This is a genomic window from Pseudomonas sp. NPDC089392 (assembly GCF_044749595.1).
GTDB lineage: Bacteria > Pseudomonadota > Gammaproteobacteria > Pseudomonadales > Pseudomonadaceae > Aquipseudomonas.
Genome location: NZ_JBIVIF010000059.1, coordinates 20568 through 35302, shown reverse-complemented (window position 1 = coordinate 35302; position 14735 = coordinate 20568). Strand labels below are relative to the sequence as shown.

Sequence of the window (14735 nt, the reverse complement as noted above, 5' to 3'; positions counted from 1 at the left end):
AGGGCCGCAAAGCGGCCCCGTTTCTGCTGCGAAGCTGAAAACCTGGGGCCGCTTTGCGGCCCTTTCGCGACACAAGGCCGCTCCTACAACGACCGCGCAGTTCGTGATGTTTGCGTTATAATCCCGCCCTTTAGTCGCCACCCGCCCAAGCGGCCGCTGGCGCATTTCTACCGAATGAAGAGGCTAATCCCTTGGCATTGACGATTCTTGGCCTGTCCGGCGCCCTTAGCCATGACCCTTCCGCGGCCCTGTACATTGACGGCAAGCTGATTGCCGCCGCCGAAGAAGAGCGCTTCGTGCGTGACAAGCATGCGAAGAACCGCATGCCCTACGAGTCGGCGAAGTTCTGCCTGGAGCAGGCAGGCATCAAGCCATCCGAGGTCGACGTGGTAGCCATCCCGTTCGCCCCGATCAGCCTGTTCGGCAAGGCGCGCTGGCACTATGCCAAGCGCTACTGGTACGCCCCGGATCGCGCCCTCGACGCCATCCTGATGGGCAACCGTCGCTACAAGCGCTACCGCAAGAAGATCGTCTGGTGCCTGGAGCAGCTGGGTTTCGACCCGAAAAAGGTCAAGATCGAGCCGGTCGAGCACCACCTGGCTCACGCCTCCAGTGCCTACCACTGCTCGGGCTTCAAGGAAAAAACCGCCATCCTCGGCATCGACGGTAAGGGCGAGTACGCCACCACTTTCTTTGGCTACGGTGAAAACGGCAAGATCCACAAGATCAAGGAATTCTTCGACCCGGACTCGCTGGGTGGCCTGTATGGCGCAATCACCGAGTTCCTCGGCTTCGAAATGCTCGACGGCGAGTTCAAGGTCATGGGCATGGCGCCGTATGGCGACGCCAGCAAGTACGATTTCTCGCGCCTGGCCAGCTTCGAAAATGGCGAACTGGTGATCAACACCGAGTACGCCAACGTCATCGGCCTGCGCCGCCATAAAGAGAAGGGCAAGGGCTTCTACTTCTCGCCGAAGCTGATCGAATGGCTGGGTCCCAAGCGCGAAGGCGACATCGCCGACGAGCCGTACATCCATTACGCGGCCAGCATGCAGGCGCTGTTCGAGAAGATCGCCCTGCAGATGATCGACCATTACCTGGGCGACACCCTGCGTGAAACCGGCAAGCTGGCCTTTGCCGGTGGTTGCGCACTGAACGTCAAGCTCAACCAGAAGATCATTGCCCGCCCGGACCTGAAAGAACTGTTCGTGCAGCCGGCTTCCGGTGACGCCGGTACTGCCGTTGGCGCTGCTGCCTACGTTTCCCACGCCCGTGGCGTGCCGGTCGAGAAGATGGAACACGTCTACCTCGGCCCGTCTTACTCCAACGAAGACGTGATCGCTGCCTGCGCCCGTCACCCGAATGCACCGAAATGGCGCAAGCTCGACGACATGCCGCAGCGCATCGCCAAGATCATGGTCGATGGCAACCCGGTGGCCTGGTTCCAGGGCCGCATGGAGTTCGGCCCGCGTGCCCTGGGTGGCCGTTCGATCATCGGCTGCCCGAGCGTGCCGGGCGTGGCCAACCGCATCAACGAGCAGATCAAGTTCCGCGAACGCTGGAGACCTTTCTGCCCGTCAATGCTCGACACCGTCGCCCCGCAGATGATCAAGGTCGACCACCCGGCGCCGTTCATGACCTTCACCTTCGAAGTGGCTGAAGAGTGGAAAACCCGCGTGCCGGAAGTTGTCCACGAGGACGGCACTTCCCGTGCCCAGGTGCTCAAGCGCGAGTACAACCCGCGCTACTACGACATGATGAAGGCGCTGGAAGACCTGACCGGCAACGGCGTGTCGCTGAACACCTCGCTGAACCGCCGTGGCGAACCGATGATCTGCTCGCCGACCGATGCCCTGAACATGTTCTTCGGCTCGGACCTGCAGTACCTGATCATGGAAGACATCCTGGTTGTGAAGGACGGCGCGGCCCTGTATGACCAGCCGCTCTGAACCGCGCATCCTGCAGTTCTGCCATGGCTATGACGGGCCGTTCCTGGACTGCGCCCGTCAGTACGCCAGCCTGTTTCAGGGGCGTGGCTACCAGGTCACCACGGTGTTCCTCACCGGCGCCGCCGACTCGCAGGTAGCGGCTGGCTGTGCGTCGGACGAGGTACTGTTCCTGGAGTTCAGCTCCAAGGCCGTGCGCGGCCTGAAACTCGGGGCGATCCGCGCGTTGCGGCGGATCGCGGCCGAGCGCAATTTCGCCTTCTGCATCGCCCACCGCTTCAAGCCCATCTATGTGGCATTGCTGGGTACCGGCCTGCCGGTGATTGGTGTGCACCATGCCTTCGGTGACTACCAGCGCAAGGGGCGACGCATTTTCGCCAACCTGTTCGGCAAGCGCCTCAGCCTGCTGGGCGTGTCGGACGCAGTGCGAGACGACATGCGTCGCTGCCTGGCGCAGTGGCCGGCCGAGCGCATCCAGACCCTGTACAACCGTATCGACATCGACGCCCTGCAGGCGGCGCTGGTGCCGCGCGTCGAGGCACGCCAGGCCCTGGGCCTGGATGCGCAGGCGTGGATCGTCGGCAATGTCGGTCGCCTGCACCCAGACAAGGACCAGGCGACCCTGCTGCGTGGCTTTGCCGAAGCACTGCCGGGGCTGCCGGCTGGCGCACGCCTGGCGGTTCTCGGCAAGGGTCGCCTGGAAGACAAACTCAAGGCCCTGGCCGCCGAGCTGGGCATTGCCGGGCAGGTGGACTTCCTTGGCCAGGTGCCGGATGCGCGCCGTTACTTCCAGGCCTTCGATGTGTTTGCCCTGAGTTCCGACCATGAGCCGTTCGGCATGGTCCTGCTCGAAGCCATGGTTGCGGGTGTACCGGTACTGGCCACGGCCTGTGGCGGTGCCCGCGAAGTGGTCGAGGGCGTTGGTGTGCTGTTCCCGCTGGGCGATGCCGCGCAGCTGGCCCAGGGCCTGAAACACATGGCCGTGCTGAGCGTCGAGCAGCGCCAGGCCTGTGCCGAACACATGCTGCAACGCCTGCGTGAACGCTTTTCCGATCAGGCGGTGCGCGAGGCCTTCTGGCAGCTGCCGCAGGTGCGTGCGCTGGTGGGGCAGGCCTGATGCTCAATCGTATCCAGGCTTTCCGCGAGCGCGGTTGGCAAGCCATTGACGCCAAGGCCTATGCCGAGGCGTGGGCACGCTTTGGCGGCAGTGTCGCCACCCATCCGTTGGTGGTCGAGCAACTGGCCGACCTGGCCCAGATCCCGGTGCGTTACCTGGGCTGGCACCAGGCCGGCGAGCTGAAGGCCGCTGTCCCGACCTGGGGGCACCACTTGGCGCTGTCCAAGGACGTGCTCAAGCGTGCCGGCAAGAAGGCCCTGTTCGACCTGGGCAATGCCGAGATCATCCTGCCGGCGGCGGCCGATGCTGCAGCGCCGTTGCGCCATACCGCGCGCTACCTGTCCGAACTGAACCAGGGCCGTTTCAGTGGCCTGAAGGCGCAGAAGGAGCAGTTGGCCATGGCCCGGGCGCCTGAAGACCTGTCGAAGAAGTTCCGCTACAACCAGCGCCGCGAACTGCGCCTGCTGGAAGAGGCGGGCGGCGTGGTGCGCCCGATCAGCGACTTCAGCGCGCAGGAAATCGCCAGCATGTACTGCGACCTGTTCCAGCGCCGCTGGGGCTTCCCGGCCACCGGTGCCGAGCGCATGGGCGACGTGCTGGAGCGCCTGCGCGAGCTGCTGATTGGCTCGGTGCTGCTGCTGGACGGCAAGCCGATTGCCATCCAGCTGGTGTACCGCGTCGAAGCGCCGGAGTGGGTCAGCGTCGAGTACATCAATGGCGGTGTCGACCCTGAAACCAAGGCCTTCAGCCCTGGTAGCGTGCTGAGCTTCCTCAATACCCAGGCTGCCTGGGAGCACGCCCGCGCGTGCAACAAGCCACTGCGGTTCTCGTTCGGCCGTGCCGACCGCGAATACAAAGACCGCTGGTGCAACCCCGTGCCGGTGTATCAGGCGTGAGCCGCAAGCAGCAGTTGCTCAAGCGCCACCGGCGCAACAAGCGCCTGGGCCTGCTGGCGGGCCTGGTGGCGCTGGTCGCCTTGGGTGTGTTCAGTTGGTGGTGGTTGCCACTGCTGCTGTTGCCGCTGCTCTGGGCCGGCCACGAAGCCTGGTTTGCCGACCACCTGTTCTATGCGCCAGGCGAGGACTACGCCTACGATTTCGGTGACCAGGCGCGGCAAGTACCAGCCAGCCTGCACAATGGCCTGCTCAAGGCCGACTGTACGTTGCAGGGCAACGAAACCCTGGTACTTGAGCTACGGGTGAAAAGTAGCTGGCTGGGGCGTTTCCTCGACCCGCGGGTCGAACTGGCGGCTAGCGAGCATGCCGACCGGCAAACCTTCGAGCGCGGTGTCGATGGCGTGCGCTTCCTCAACCTGACTGGCCTGGCCGCGCCCGTGCAAGCTGGCACGTTGCGCCTGCGTGGCCGGCATTGCCGGTTGCTGGGCCAGCCACGCCTGTGGATAACCTCGGCGGTCGAGCTGCAGCGGCGCCGGGTGATGGTTATCGCGCCACATGCCGATGATGCCGAGCTGGCCGCCTATGGCCTCTACAGCCAGGCCGACGAAACCTGGGTGGTGACCCTGACCGCAGGTGAAATCGAGGCCGAACACTATCAACAGATGGGCCTGGAAAAAGCCGAGGCCGCACGCCTGAAAGGCCGCCTGCGTGCCTGGGACAGCATCGCCGTACCGCGCTGGGCCGGTGTGCCGGAGTCGCGCTGCGTGCAGTTGGGCTACTTTTGCCTGCAACTGCCCGCCATGCAGGCCGCGCCCGACCAGCCGGCCGCTTCGCGCGAAGCCGACCTGGCCGATGTCCGTGTATTCCGCCAGTTCAACCCGTTCCCGCTGCCGGCCGACCGCGACGGGGCGCCGACCTGGCACAACCTGCTGGCCGACCTGCGTGCCTTGCTGGAAATGGCCAAGCCAGAAGTGCTGGTGATGCCGCACCCGCAGCTAGACCCGCACCCCGACCACATCTGCGCCCAGGCGGCGGTGCTCGAGGCACTGCAAGGCCTGGCCTGGCAGCCACAAACCCTGCTGTGCTACGCCAACCACCTGCATGACAACGACCGCTGGCCCATGGGCGACAGTGGCGATGGAGTGGCCTTGCCACCGCAGCTCAGCGCTGCGCAGGCATGGGCACCTTGCAGTCTGGTGCTGGACCTGGCGGCCCAACGCGACAAGGCCATGGCCCTGGGCATGATGCACGACCTGCAGCCGCGGGCACCGTTCAAGCGCCGCCTGCGCCGCTTGTTGCAGCGCTGGCTGGCCGGGCGGCGGTCGTCGCCTTACGGGGAAAACGAGTTCTTCCGCAAGGCCGTGCGCCGACATGAACTGTTCTGGCGACGTGAGCTGTAAGCACGCCCCATGGTTGACCGCGATGGCGCAGAGCGCCCAAGGAACGTAATGAAAGTCCTATTTCTGGTGCAGAAGGAACAGCGGGCGATACTCGACCGTCTGTACGATGGCGTCGCGGCCAACTGCGAGTGCGACCTGCGTTGGCTGACCAGCGAAGACCAGCGCAACCTGCGCCGCTATTTCAAGCGTGAAGTGCAGGTCGAGCGTTATGACCGCATCGTGTTCTTCCTGCGCTTCAAGCAGGAAATTCGCCAGGTGGCCTTTATCCGTACCGTGCCGAACCTGGTCATCCTGGAACACGACGCCTACCAGAACTACATCCCGTGCAAGTACACCGGCAAGTTCAGTGCCCATTACCGCCAGTTGCCATGGGCGCGGGTCATCAGTTCCGGCTACATGGTCAGCGAGCGCCTGCGCCAGGAAGGTTTCGATGCGGTGTTCGTGCCCAAGGGCTACGACGAGCAGTTGCTGGCTGACCAGGGGCGCGAGCGTGATATCGAACTGGCCTTCGTCGGCAGTGTCAACAGCGTGGCCTACAGCGGTCGCAAGGCGCTGCTTGACGAGTTGGGGCAGGTCGAGAACCTGCTGGTAACCCGCACCAAGTCGGGCGAGGACTACTGCAACACGCTCAACCGTATCCGGTTCTTCGTCAGTGCCGATGTCGGCATGGGCGAATACATGATCAAGAACTTCGAAGCCATGGCGTGTGGCTGTGTATTGCTGGCGTACGACCAGGGCGAAGAAGAAAACCGCGCGCTGGGCCTGCAGGACATGCACAACGTGGTGTTCTATGACACCATCCCGACCCTTCAGGACAAGCTCCGCCGCTTGCGCGCGGAACCTGAACTGGCGCGGCAGATCGCAGAAAATGGCCGCCACCTGGCGGTTTCCCGTTTTAGTTTCGGCGCAGTTGGACGTAGCATCGTCGACCACATGCGCCCGGCACTCAGGCCCCACCCGCCATTGTCAACATGGCAGCGGCTGCGCTTGAAGCTGGGCATCTAACATAAGAGCTTTCGCGCCCAGGAGCGGGTTGAAAGCCGATAGTCGCAATGCGGAGGGAGTCCGGTGCGTTTTTCAAATGAGAGTGATGTCACGCTTGTCGTGACCAGTTGTGGGCGGTTCGACCTGCTCAAAGACACCCTTGAGAGTTTCGATCGCTACAACACCGCGCCCATCCGCGAGGTATTCATCACCGAAGACTCCGGTGACGATGCCGTGCATGCCGCCGTGCCGGAGCATTGGAAGCCTTACTGCAAGGTGTTCGTAAACCGGCCCAAGCTCGGCCAGTTGCCGTCTATCGACCTGGCCTACAGCCACGTCAAGACGCCGTACATCTTCCACTGCGAGGACGACTGGCACTTCTATCGCCAGGGCTTCGTCGAAGACTCCCAGGCCATTCTGCAGGTCAGCCCCGACGTGTTGCAGGTCTGGTTGCGCAGCCATGCTCACGACCTGGCTATCCACAGCCCATACATCCGCCTGGGCGAGCGCCAGGTGATTGCCGGCGTGCCGTGCTACCCGCTGCTGTCCGACAAGGCCGAGTGGCAGGCGTTCTCGCTCAACCCCGGTCTGCGTCGTTTGAGCGATTACCAGCGCTGTGCGCCATTTGCCGCCTATGCTGGAGAAAAGGCGCTTTCCCGACGCTATGCGGAGTTAAATCTGACAGCGGTCACCCTGGAGGGTGATGCAGTATTGCACACTGGATTTGGTAATCACGTGACCTTGCCCATTGAAGTGGAGCGTAAGGCCAAGCGTCGTCAACGTGATCGAGTAAAGCTGGCATTGACGCTGGTGGCGGGTGCCTTGATCGGCATGGGTATCACCATTTTTGTTCAATGAAGTCGCTGTCCCACCTGAAGTGAGCGGGGAGAGGGCCCATGAACATCGTCAATATGATGTGGGCGGGTGGAACACCTTACATGTCCATCCACAAGGTTCATCGACAGATATTGTCGCACGCAGGGGCCGATGCCCGGATCAGTAACTGGCTGCTGCTGGGCAGCGGGCTGTGCTGTGGGCTCGGTTCGACGCGGGAATGGCACATGCCGCAACGGGCGCTGAAAGGGCGCCACCTGTGGCGCTTGTTGCGCCCGTGGTTACGTATGCGCTTGCGCAAGGCGTTGGCCGAGGCCAAGGCAGAAATCGTGCTGCTTGATGGTGTAGGCGTCGCGCGCTTGGTACTGCCGCTGTTGCAGCAAATTCCAGAGGTGCGCGCCAAGGTGCTGTTCCATGGCAAGACGCGCCTGACTGGCAGTGATGTTCGCCTGCTGCGTATGTTCCCGGCCGAGCGCCTGAGCATCGCGGCGGTGTCGCAGACGCTGGCCGAGTCGCTTGAGCGTGACCTGGGCAGGCCGGTGCAGACCCTGCGCATGGCGCTCGACCCCTCGGCTTTCGTCGAGCCCCTGTTGAGCCGGGAGCAGGCCCGACAAGCCCTGCAGTTGCCTGAGGCAACCGGGATGTTGCTGGGTGCGGTAGGGCGGCTGGTGGAGAGTAAAGGCTTCGGGATGCTGATCGAGGCATTCGCCAAGGCCAGCAAGCGCCAGCCTGGCCTGCAATTGGCCATCATCGGCGAAGGCCCCCTGCATGCCGCGCTGCAGGCGCGTATCGATGCGCTTGGCCTGGCCGGGCGCGTTCACCTGTGCGGCCACCGCGAAGACCTTCAGCAATTGTACCGGGCGTTCGATTGGATACTGGTGCCCTCGCGCTCCGAAGGCTTGGGGCTGGTGGTGCAGGAGGCCGTCATGGCTGATGTGCCGGTGGTGTGCAGCGACCTGCAGGTGTTCCGCGAGCAATTGCAGGATACCGGCAGCTACCTGCCCCTCGCCGATGCAAGCGCGTGGGTCGAGGCAATCGGGCGTTGCGCGGCGCTCAATGCTGCGGCAGTGGCTGCCCGGCAACGCCAGGCGCTGGCCCCGGAGCAGGCCTGGCAGGCATTTCGCAACGGCTCACAGGTCCTGCTGCGCAGCTGACGCTCAGCGCGCCAGCAGGGCTGCCTCGAAGTCGGCGAGGGGGAAGCGGTCGCCCAGCTTCTCCCGTTCGATGTAGCGCACCATGTGCTGCACATTGCGACGGATCATGCGCGCCGACAGCGGCGGGCGCAGGAAGCGCATGTCGGCTACGTCGATCAGGCCGAGGCGCTGGTCGGGGGTGACCACCACATTGCCCAGGTGCAGCGAGCGGAAGTAAACGCCGCAGCGGTGCAGCTGGCGGATCAGTTCGATCAGGCGCGGCAAGTAGGTGTCCCAGCTGAAGCCGGCATCGCGCGACATCTGTAGCAGGGTGCGCCCAGGCAGTGGGCGATACAGCACGGCGGTGCGGCCTGGCAGGTCAAGCTTGTGCTGGCTGATCACCTCAAGGGTTGGAATCCCCATTTGCGCCAGGCGCGCGGCGTTGTCGACGAAGCGCTGTGAGTAAGGGCGCAGCAGCGCAGATGAAATCAGTCGCTTCCTACGAAAAACCTTGAGGAAATTACCATCTGCGAGCAGGTAGACTTTGGCGCCATAGCTGTCTGCCTCAAGCACCTGTGCGCCGAGTGTCAGCTGATCGAAGTCGACCTGGGTGAGCCGGGAGCATTGCATGAATAGGGCCTTGTCGTCTGGCGAGCAAAATGACCGGCAATAATGCCGAAAATAATGCGGTAGCACCATGCATGGTGTCTTTTGATTCTTCGGGGGAGTGGATGTTGTATCAAAAAAACTGGGCACGAGCCTGGTTAGGCTTGGGTCTGGTCTGGTTCCTGGCTGCGATTGCCTTGGCGCCGAGCAACAAGATCTATCAGCAGGGCCTGGTGTTGTTCCTGTGGCTGCCGACGCTGCTACTGGCGTGGTCCGCCAGGGCGGTGCTGGTGCAAGCCTGGAAGCGCCAGCCGGCGCTGTGGTTGAGTGTGCTGCTGCTGTTTGCCTGGAGCGGGCTCAGCCTGACCTGGTCGCCTACAGAGGACCTCGGTCGCGAGATCAAGCGCCTGATCTACATCCTGGTGTTCCTGCTGGCGTTCCCGTTGCTGGCCCAGCTTGGCCTGGCCCGCATTCGCCAGCTTATGTTGATTGGCAGTGCTTTGCTGGCCGTTGCCGCGCTGGTATCCATCATCAACTTCTATGGGCTGAAGGGGCAGCATCTGCTGGAAAGGCTGGAGGGTATCGGCGAGATTTCGCACCCTATCCTGGGCGCCTATGTCATCGGTTCGGCCGTGCTCTTCCTGCTCTACCTGCCGCCTCGCCAGCGTGGCATGCAGCTGTTATGGCTGGCGGCGTTGGTTTGCCTGGGGGCATTTGCCACGCTCAGCCAAAGCCGTGGGGCGATCCTGGCCCTGGTGGTTACCGTGGTGATCGCGCCGCTGTGGTTCCGCGACCGCCACAGTCGGGTGTTTTCCATCCTGGCAGTGCTTGCCACCGGCCTGGCCTTCTACCTTGCGTATGACCTGATTGCCGCACGCGGCTCGTCCTACCGGCCAGAAATCTTCTATGCAGTGTTCCACATGATCGCCGCGCACCCCTGGGCCGGCCTGGGCCTGGGTGCTGACTATGACGTGATTGCAGCCGGCATGCAGTTCGATCACTCTCACAACATGTTCACCCATGTTGCCCTGGAGATAGGCCTGCCAGGCATGCTGCTATGGGTAATGGTGTGGCTGTTTACCCTGGGCGAAATCGTCCGCGCGCGTGGCACGTTGTTTGGCAAGCTGCTGCTTGGCTTCTGGGTGTACTCGACCATGGCCATGCAGTTCGATGCCGCCAGCCTCACCGGTACACCGCGTGCAGAATGGTTCATCAGCTGGCTACCAGTGGGCCTTGCCATGATGCTGCCATGGGGGCGTGCCGAAAATGGCGCCTGTGGTAAAATTTCCGGTTCAACCTGAACAGCGAGCTCGATAATGGCCGAAACACCGCGTCCGGCGGAGCACACCTCCAGTCTGAAGATTTACTTCCGGCTGCTGAGCTATGTGAAACCTTATGTCGGCATTTTCCTGCTGAGCATTGTCGGTTTTGTGATCTTTGCCTCGACCCAGCCGATGTTGGCCGGGATCCTCAAGTATTTCGTCGATGGGCTGAGCAACCCCGAAGCGGTGTTGTTCCCCAACGTCCCCTACCTGCGCGACCTGCAACTGCTGCAGGCGGTGCCGCTGCTGATCATCCTGATCGCCGCGTGGCAGGGTTTGGGGTCGTTCCTGGGTAACTATTTCCTGGCCAAGGTGTCCTTGTGCCTGGTGCATGACCTGCGTGTGGAATTGTTCAACAAGCTGTTGGTACTGCCCAACCGCTACTTCGACAACCACAACTCCGGGCACCTGATTTCGCGCATCACCTTCAACGTGACCATGGTCACCGGTGCTGCCACTGATGCAATCAAGGTGGTGATCCGCGAAGGCCTGACCGTGGTGTTCCTGTTCGCCTACCTGTTGTGGATGAACTGGCACCTGACCCTGGTGATGGTCGCCATCCTGCCGGTGATCGCGGTGATGGTCAGCGTTGCCAGCAAGAAATTCCGCAAGCAGAGCAAGAAGATCCAGGTGGCCATGGGCGATGTCACCCATGTCGCTTCCGAAACCATCCAGGGTTACCGTGTGGTGCGCAGCTTCGGCGGCGAGGCCTACGAGCAGCAGCGTTTCGGCCGGGCCAGCCAGAGCAATACCGACAAGCAGCTGCGCATGACCAAGACCGGTTCGTTGTACACGCCGATGCTGCAACTGGTGATCTACAGCGCCATGGCCGCGTTGATGTTCCTGGTGCTGTTCCTGCGCGGTGAGTCCACCGCCGGTGACCTGGTGGCCTACATCACCGCCGCCGGCCTGCTGCCCAAGCCGATTCGTCAGCTTTCGGAAGTCAGCTCGACCATCCAGAAGGGCCTGGCAGGCGCCGAAAGTATCTTCGAGCAGTTGGACGAAGAGCCTGAGCTGGACACCGGTACCGTTGAGAAGGACCGCGTGGACGGGCGCCTGGAAGTGCGCAACCTGAGCTTCACCTACCCGGGCACCGAGCGTGAAGTACTGAGTGACATCAGCTTCGTCGCAGAGCCTGGGCAGATGATCGCGCTGGTTGGCCGCTCGGGCAGCGGCAAGTCGACCCTGGCGGCGCTGATCCCGCGTTTCTATCACCACGATCAAGGGCAGATCCTGCTCGATGGCGTGGAGATCGAGAACTACCGCCTGCGTAACCTGCGTCGCCACGTTTCGCAGGTGACCCAGCACGTCACCCTGTTCAACGACACCGTGGCCAACAACATCGCTTATGGCGACCTGGCCGGCGCCCCGCGCGCAGACATCGAAGCCGCTGCGGCCGATGCCTATGCCAAGGAGTTCGTCGACCGGCTGCCAAAAGGCTTCGATACCGATGTGGGTGAGAATGGTGTGCTGCTTTCCGGTGGCCAGCGCCAGCGCCTGGCAATTGCCCGGGCGCTGTTGAAAAACGCGCCGTTGCTGATCCTTGACGAAGCCACCTCGGCGCTGGACACCGAGTCGGAGCGGCACATCCAGGCGGCCCTGGACCATGTGATGCAAGGCCGCACCACGCTGGTGATCGCCCACCGCCTGTCGACCATCGAGAAGGCCGACCTGATCCTGGTGATGGACCAGGGCCGCCTGGTCGAGCGCGGTACTCATGCCGAGTTGCTCGCGGCCAATGGCCATTATGCCCGCCTGCATGCCATGGGCCTGGATGAGCCGGCCAAGGCCGATATCACCTGAACCCTCCTTGATCGGGGCCGCCATGGCCCCGATTGTCACGGGAATTTTCCGCGGATGATCTGGCCATAAAGCCGTCGTCTACCCTGTGGTAATATCCCGCCCCTGTTCATTATTTCCATATGGGTTGCCCATGAAGTTGTCCATGCCGCGTTTCGATCAAGCCCCGGTACTGGTGGTCGGCGATGTCATGCTCGACCGCTACTGGCATGGCGGTACTTCGCGTATCTCGCCTGAAGCGCCAGTCCCGGTGGTCAAGGTCGATCAGATCGAGGATCGCCCCGGCGGCGCGGCCAACGTTGCCTTGAACATTGCCGCGCTGGGCGCGCCGGCTTCGCTGATCGGTGTCACGGGCCAGGACGAAGCTGCCGACAGCCTGGCCAACAGCCTGCAGGCCGCTGGCGTGCGCTCGGTGTTCCAGCGCATCGCGCACCAGCCGACCATCGTCAAGCTGCGGGTCATGAGCCGTCACCAGCAGCTGCTGCGCATCGACTTCGAAGAGCCGTTCGCCACCGACCCGCTGTCGCTGGGGGCCGAGGTCGACAGCCTGCTCGAAGGCGTCAAGGTGCTGGTCCTGTCCGACTACGGCAAGGGCGCACTGAAAAACCACCAGAGCCTGATCCAGGCGGCGCGGGCCAAGGGCATTCCGGTGCTGGCCGACCCCAAGGGCAAGGACTTTTCCATCTACCGCGGCGCCAGCCTGATCACCCCGAACCTCAGCGAGTTCGAAACCATCGTCGGCCGTTGTGCCGATGAGGCCGAGCTGGTTGCCAAGGGCCTGCAGTTGCTGCAGGACCTGGACCTGGGCGCCTTGCTGGTGACCCGTGGCGAGCACGGCATGACCTTGCTGCGTGTAGGCCAGCCGGCGCTGCACCTGCCGGCGCGGGCGCGTGAAGTGTTCGATGTGACCGGCGCCGGCGATACCGTCATTTCTACCCTCGCAGCGGCCATCGCCGCTGGCGAAGACCTGCCTCACGCAGTGGCCCTGGCCAACCTGGCGGCGGGCATTGTGGTCGGCAAGCTGGGTACGGCTGCGATCAGCGCCCCCGAGCTGCGCCGGGCCATCCAGCGTGAAGAAGGCTCCGAGCGCGGTGTACTGGGCCTGGAGCAACTGCTGCTGGCCATCGATGATGCGCGGGCACACAAAGAGAAAATCGTCTTCACCAACGGTTGCTTCGACATCCTGCATGCCGGGCATGTCACCTACCTGGAGCAGGCGCGGGCCCAGGGCGATCGCCTGATCGTCGCGGTCAACGACGACGCCTCGGTCAGCCGCCTGAAAGGGCCGGGCCGGCCGATCAACAGTGTCGACCGGCGCATGGCCGTACTGGCCGGGCTGGGTGCGGTGGACTGGGTGATCAGCTTCCCTGAAGGCACGCCGGAAAACCTGCTGAGCCAGGTCAAGCCGGATGTGCTGGTCAAGGGTGGTGACTATGGCATCGACCAGGTGGTCGGCGCTGATATCGTCAAGGCCTATGGCGGCACTGTGAAGGTGTTGGGGCTGGTCGAGAACAGCTCGACCACGGCGATTGTCGAGAAGATTCGCAAACACTGATCGAACCCTGGGCCGCTTCTACCGGTAATGCGTAGGCTTCGGGTTTGCGCAATACCTGTGGGAGCGGCTTTAGCCGCGAACACCGGCAACGCCGGTGCCATACACCGAGTTGCATTCTTCGCGGGTAAACCCGCTCCTACAGGGACCGCGCAAGCCCGGGAAAATCACTTGTGCAGTGAAGTGCGCGCCCGCTCCAGCAGCGCTCGTGCCTTGTCGCCAAACCGCTGCAGGTGCGACGCCCGCACCGGCTTGCTCTCCACCAGGCCCTGCTGCTTCACCCAGTCCTTCCAGCGCACCCGCTCGTCCGTCACTACCCAGCCTTCCTGCCGGGCAAAGCTCTCGGCCAGGTACAGCCCACGCGTACTCGCTGGCACCAGTTGGTCCTTCTTCAGCGTATAAAGCTCAGCCAGTGGCTGGCCGTCCTTCAAGGGCATCAGGTACAGGTCTGGCCGTTTGCGGTTGAGCCGCGCCACCAGCTGGTCGCCTTCCAGCCGTTCATCAACATGGAACAGGCTAAGCTTCTTGGCGTCCCGGGGCACCTGCAGGCGCATGTCATAGATCAGTTGCAGCGAAGCAGTGGGCAAGTGCACATAGGCCCGTGGCCGTTCCAGCAGCATCAGCTTGCCGCAGTGCACCGGGCGGGCGGCACCGGACTCTGGGGCCAGCACGAAGGGCGGCGTTTCGCGATAGTGCAGGGCGGCAGCGTAGGGTATGGGCAGCCAGGTGTCGTTGAAGCGTCCACCCAGCCAGCCTTCCGGGGTTTCCAGCAGGCACTCCTCGGCCACCTCCTGCACGGCCGTGTGCAACGGCAGGTTCAGCTCCTGCGCCGGCACATAGCCGGAAATCAGCTTCAACACCACGTCGCCACGGTCTTGCCGGCGCTGGCGTACCAGCACCCAGTAATCGCGGTTCTGCCAATGCAGGGTAAGGCGCACCGACACCCCCAGGTTGGCCAGCTCGACCACGAAGCGCTGCGCGTCGGGAAGCTGGATGGCCTTGCGCCGCTGCTGGATCTGGGCAAAGTTCAGCGGCATGCCGATGCTCTGGTAGATCAGGCCTTCGGGCTTGGCCTCGACATGCAGTGGCAGTGTCTTGAAGTTGCTCGGGTTCTTGCGGATCAGCGTTCGCGCCACGAGGCTCCT

Annotated in this window: 12 protein-coding genes; 10 read left to right on the top strand and 2 right to left on the bottom strand. The window is 63.3% G+C overall.

From position 1 onward, the window contains the following. The first annotated feature begins 191 nt into the window (after positions 1-191). The 7 genes from ACIP1G_RS29505 to ACIP1G_RS29475 all read left to right on the top strand — a co-directional run bounded on the left by ACIP1G_RS29505 (position 192) and on the right by ACIP1G_RS29475 (position 8331). The gene (locus ACIP1G_RS29505; RefSeq protein ID WP_400743629.1) at positions 192-1949 is read left to right on the top strand and encodes a carbamoyltransferase; all 1758 of its coding nucleotides are present in this window, start codon (positions 192-194) and stop codon (positions 1947-1949) included. Next, positions 1933-3063: a glycosyltransferase gene (locus ACIP1G_RS29500; protein WP_400743628.1), complete on the top strand. Its 1131-nt coding sequence runs from the start codon at positions 1933-1935 to the stop codon at positions 3061-3063. Before ACIP1G_RS29505 ends, ACIP1G_RS29500 begins: the two co-directional genes overlap by 17 nt. After that, entirely contained in the window at positions 3063-3959 is an 897-nt protein-coding gene (locus tag ACIP1G_RS29495) for an antimicrobial resistance protein Mig-14 (RefSeq protein ID WP_400743625.1), read from the top strand. Before ACIP1G_RS29500 ends, ACIP1G_RS29495 begins: the two co-directional genes overlap by 1 nt. After that, positions 3956-5359 (top strand): PIG-L deacetylase family protein, encoded by a 1404-nt coding sequence (locus tag ACIP1G_RS29490; protein WP_400743623.1) that lies wholly within the window; start codon positions 3956-3958, stop codon positions 5357-5359. Before ACIP1G_RS29495 ends, ACIP1G_RS29490 begins: the two co-directional genes overlap by 4 nt. A gap of 48 nt (positions 5360-5407) precedes the next feature. Then, positions 5408-6364, top strand: a complete 957-nt coding sequence (locus ACIP1G_RS29485) for a glycosyltransferase (protein WP_400743621.1) — start codon at positions 5408-5410, stop codon at positions 6362-6364. Positions 6365-6427: 63 nt separating this feature from the next. Further along, the gene (locus tag ACIP1G_RS29480; RefSeq protein ID WP_400743618.1) at positions 6428-7201 is read left to right on the top strand and encodes a glycosyltransferase family 2 protein; all 774 of its coding nucleotides are present in this window, start codon (positions 6428-6430) and stop codon (positions 7199-7201) included. 38 nt (positions 7202-7239) lie between these two features. Further along, positions 7240-8331, top strand: coding sequence for a glycosyltransferase (locus ACIP1G_RS29475; protein ID WP_400743615.1), 1092 nt, complete (start codon positions 7240-7242; stop codon positions 8329-8331). A gap of 3 nt (positions 8332-8334) precedes the next feature. Here the strand turns inward: ACIP1G_RS29475 and ACIP1G_RS29470 are convergent, their stop codons facing one another. Then, positions 8335-8940, bottom strand: coding sequence for a toluene tolerance protein (locus tag ACIP1G_RS29470; protein ID WP_400743612.1), 606 nt, complete (start codon positions 8938-8940; stop codon positions 8335-8337). Positions 8941-9041: 101 nt separating this feature from the next. On the opposite strand from ACIP1G_RS29470, the gene ACIP1G_RS29465 reads away from it, so the two are divergent. The 3 genes from ACIP1G_RS29465 (at position 9042) to hldE (ending at position 13593) form a co-directional block, all read left to right on the top strand. Further along, on the top strand, positions 9042-10217 hold the full coding sequence (locus ACIP1G_RS29465) for an O-antigen ligase family protein (protein WP_400743609.1): 1176 nt from the start codon (positions 9042-9044) through the stop codon (positions 10215-10217). Positions 10218-10232: 15 nt separating this feature from the next. Beyond that, the gene (msbA, locus tag ACIP1G_RS29460) at positions 10233-12041 is read left to right on the top strand and encodes a lipid A export permease/ATP-binding protein MsbA (protein WP_400743607.1); all 1809 of its coding nucleotides are present in this window, start codon (positions 10233-10235) and stop codon (positions 12039-12041) included. A 130-nt stretch (positions 12042-12171) separates the two neighbouring features. Further along, on the top strand, positions 12172-13593 hold the full coding sequence (gene hldE, locus ACIP1G_RS29455) for a bifunctional D-glycero-beta-D-manno-heptose-7-phosphate kinase/D-glycero-beta-D-manno-heptose 1-phosphate adenylyltransferase HldE (protein ID WP_400743604.1): 1422 nt from the start codon (positions 12172-12174) through the stop codon (positions 13591-13593). A gap of 164 nt (positions 13594-13757) precedes the next feature. Here the strand turns inward: hldE and ACIP1G_RS29450 are convergent, their stop codons facing one another. Beyond that, positions 13758-14726, bottom strand: coding sequence for a metal ABC transporter ATPase (locus tag ACIP1G_RS29450; RefSeq protein WP_400743601.1), 969 nt, complete (start codon positions 14724-14726; stop codon positions 13758-13760). Between the last annotated feature and the right edge of the window lie 9 nt (positions 14727-14735).

What these genes read in the sequence shown, in the direction of transcription:
- ACIP1G_RS29500 (WP_400743628.1), top strand. Translation starts at nt 1,933, where the DNA reads ATGACCAGCCGCTCTGAACCGCGCATCCTGCAGTTCTGCCATGGCTAT.
- ACIP1G_RS29495 (WP_400743625.1), top strand. Translation starts at nt 3,063, where the DNA reads ATGCTCAATCGTATCCAGGCTTTCCGCGAGCGCGGTTGGCAAGCCATT.
- ACIP1G_RS29485 (WP_400743621.1), top strand. Translation starts at nt 5,408, where the DNA reads ATGAAAGTCCTATTTCTGGTGCAGAAGGAACAGCGGGCGATACTCGAC.
- ACIP1G_RS29475 (WP_400743615.1), top strand. Translation starts at nt 7,240, where the DNA reads ATGAACATCGTCAATATGATGTGGGCGGGTGGAACACCTTACATGTCC.
- ACIP1G_RS29470 (WP_400743612.1), bottom strand. Translation starts at nt 8,940, where the DNA reads ATGCAATGCTCCCGGCTCACCCAGGTCGACTTCGATCAGCTGACACTC.
- ACIP1G_RS29465 (WP_400743609.1), top strand. Translation starts at nt 9,042, where the DNA reads ATGTTGTATCAAAAAAACTGGGCACGAGCCTGGTTAGGCTTGGGTCTG.
- msbA (WP_400743607.1), top strand. Translation starts at nt 10,233, where the DNA reads ATGGCCGAAACACCGCGTCCGGCGGAGCACACCTCCAGTCTGAAGATT.
- hldE (WP_400743604.1), top strand. Translation starts at nt 12,172, where the DNA reads ATGAAGTTGTCCATGCCGCGTTTCGATCAAGCCCCGGTACTGGTGGTC.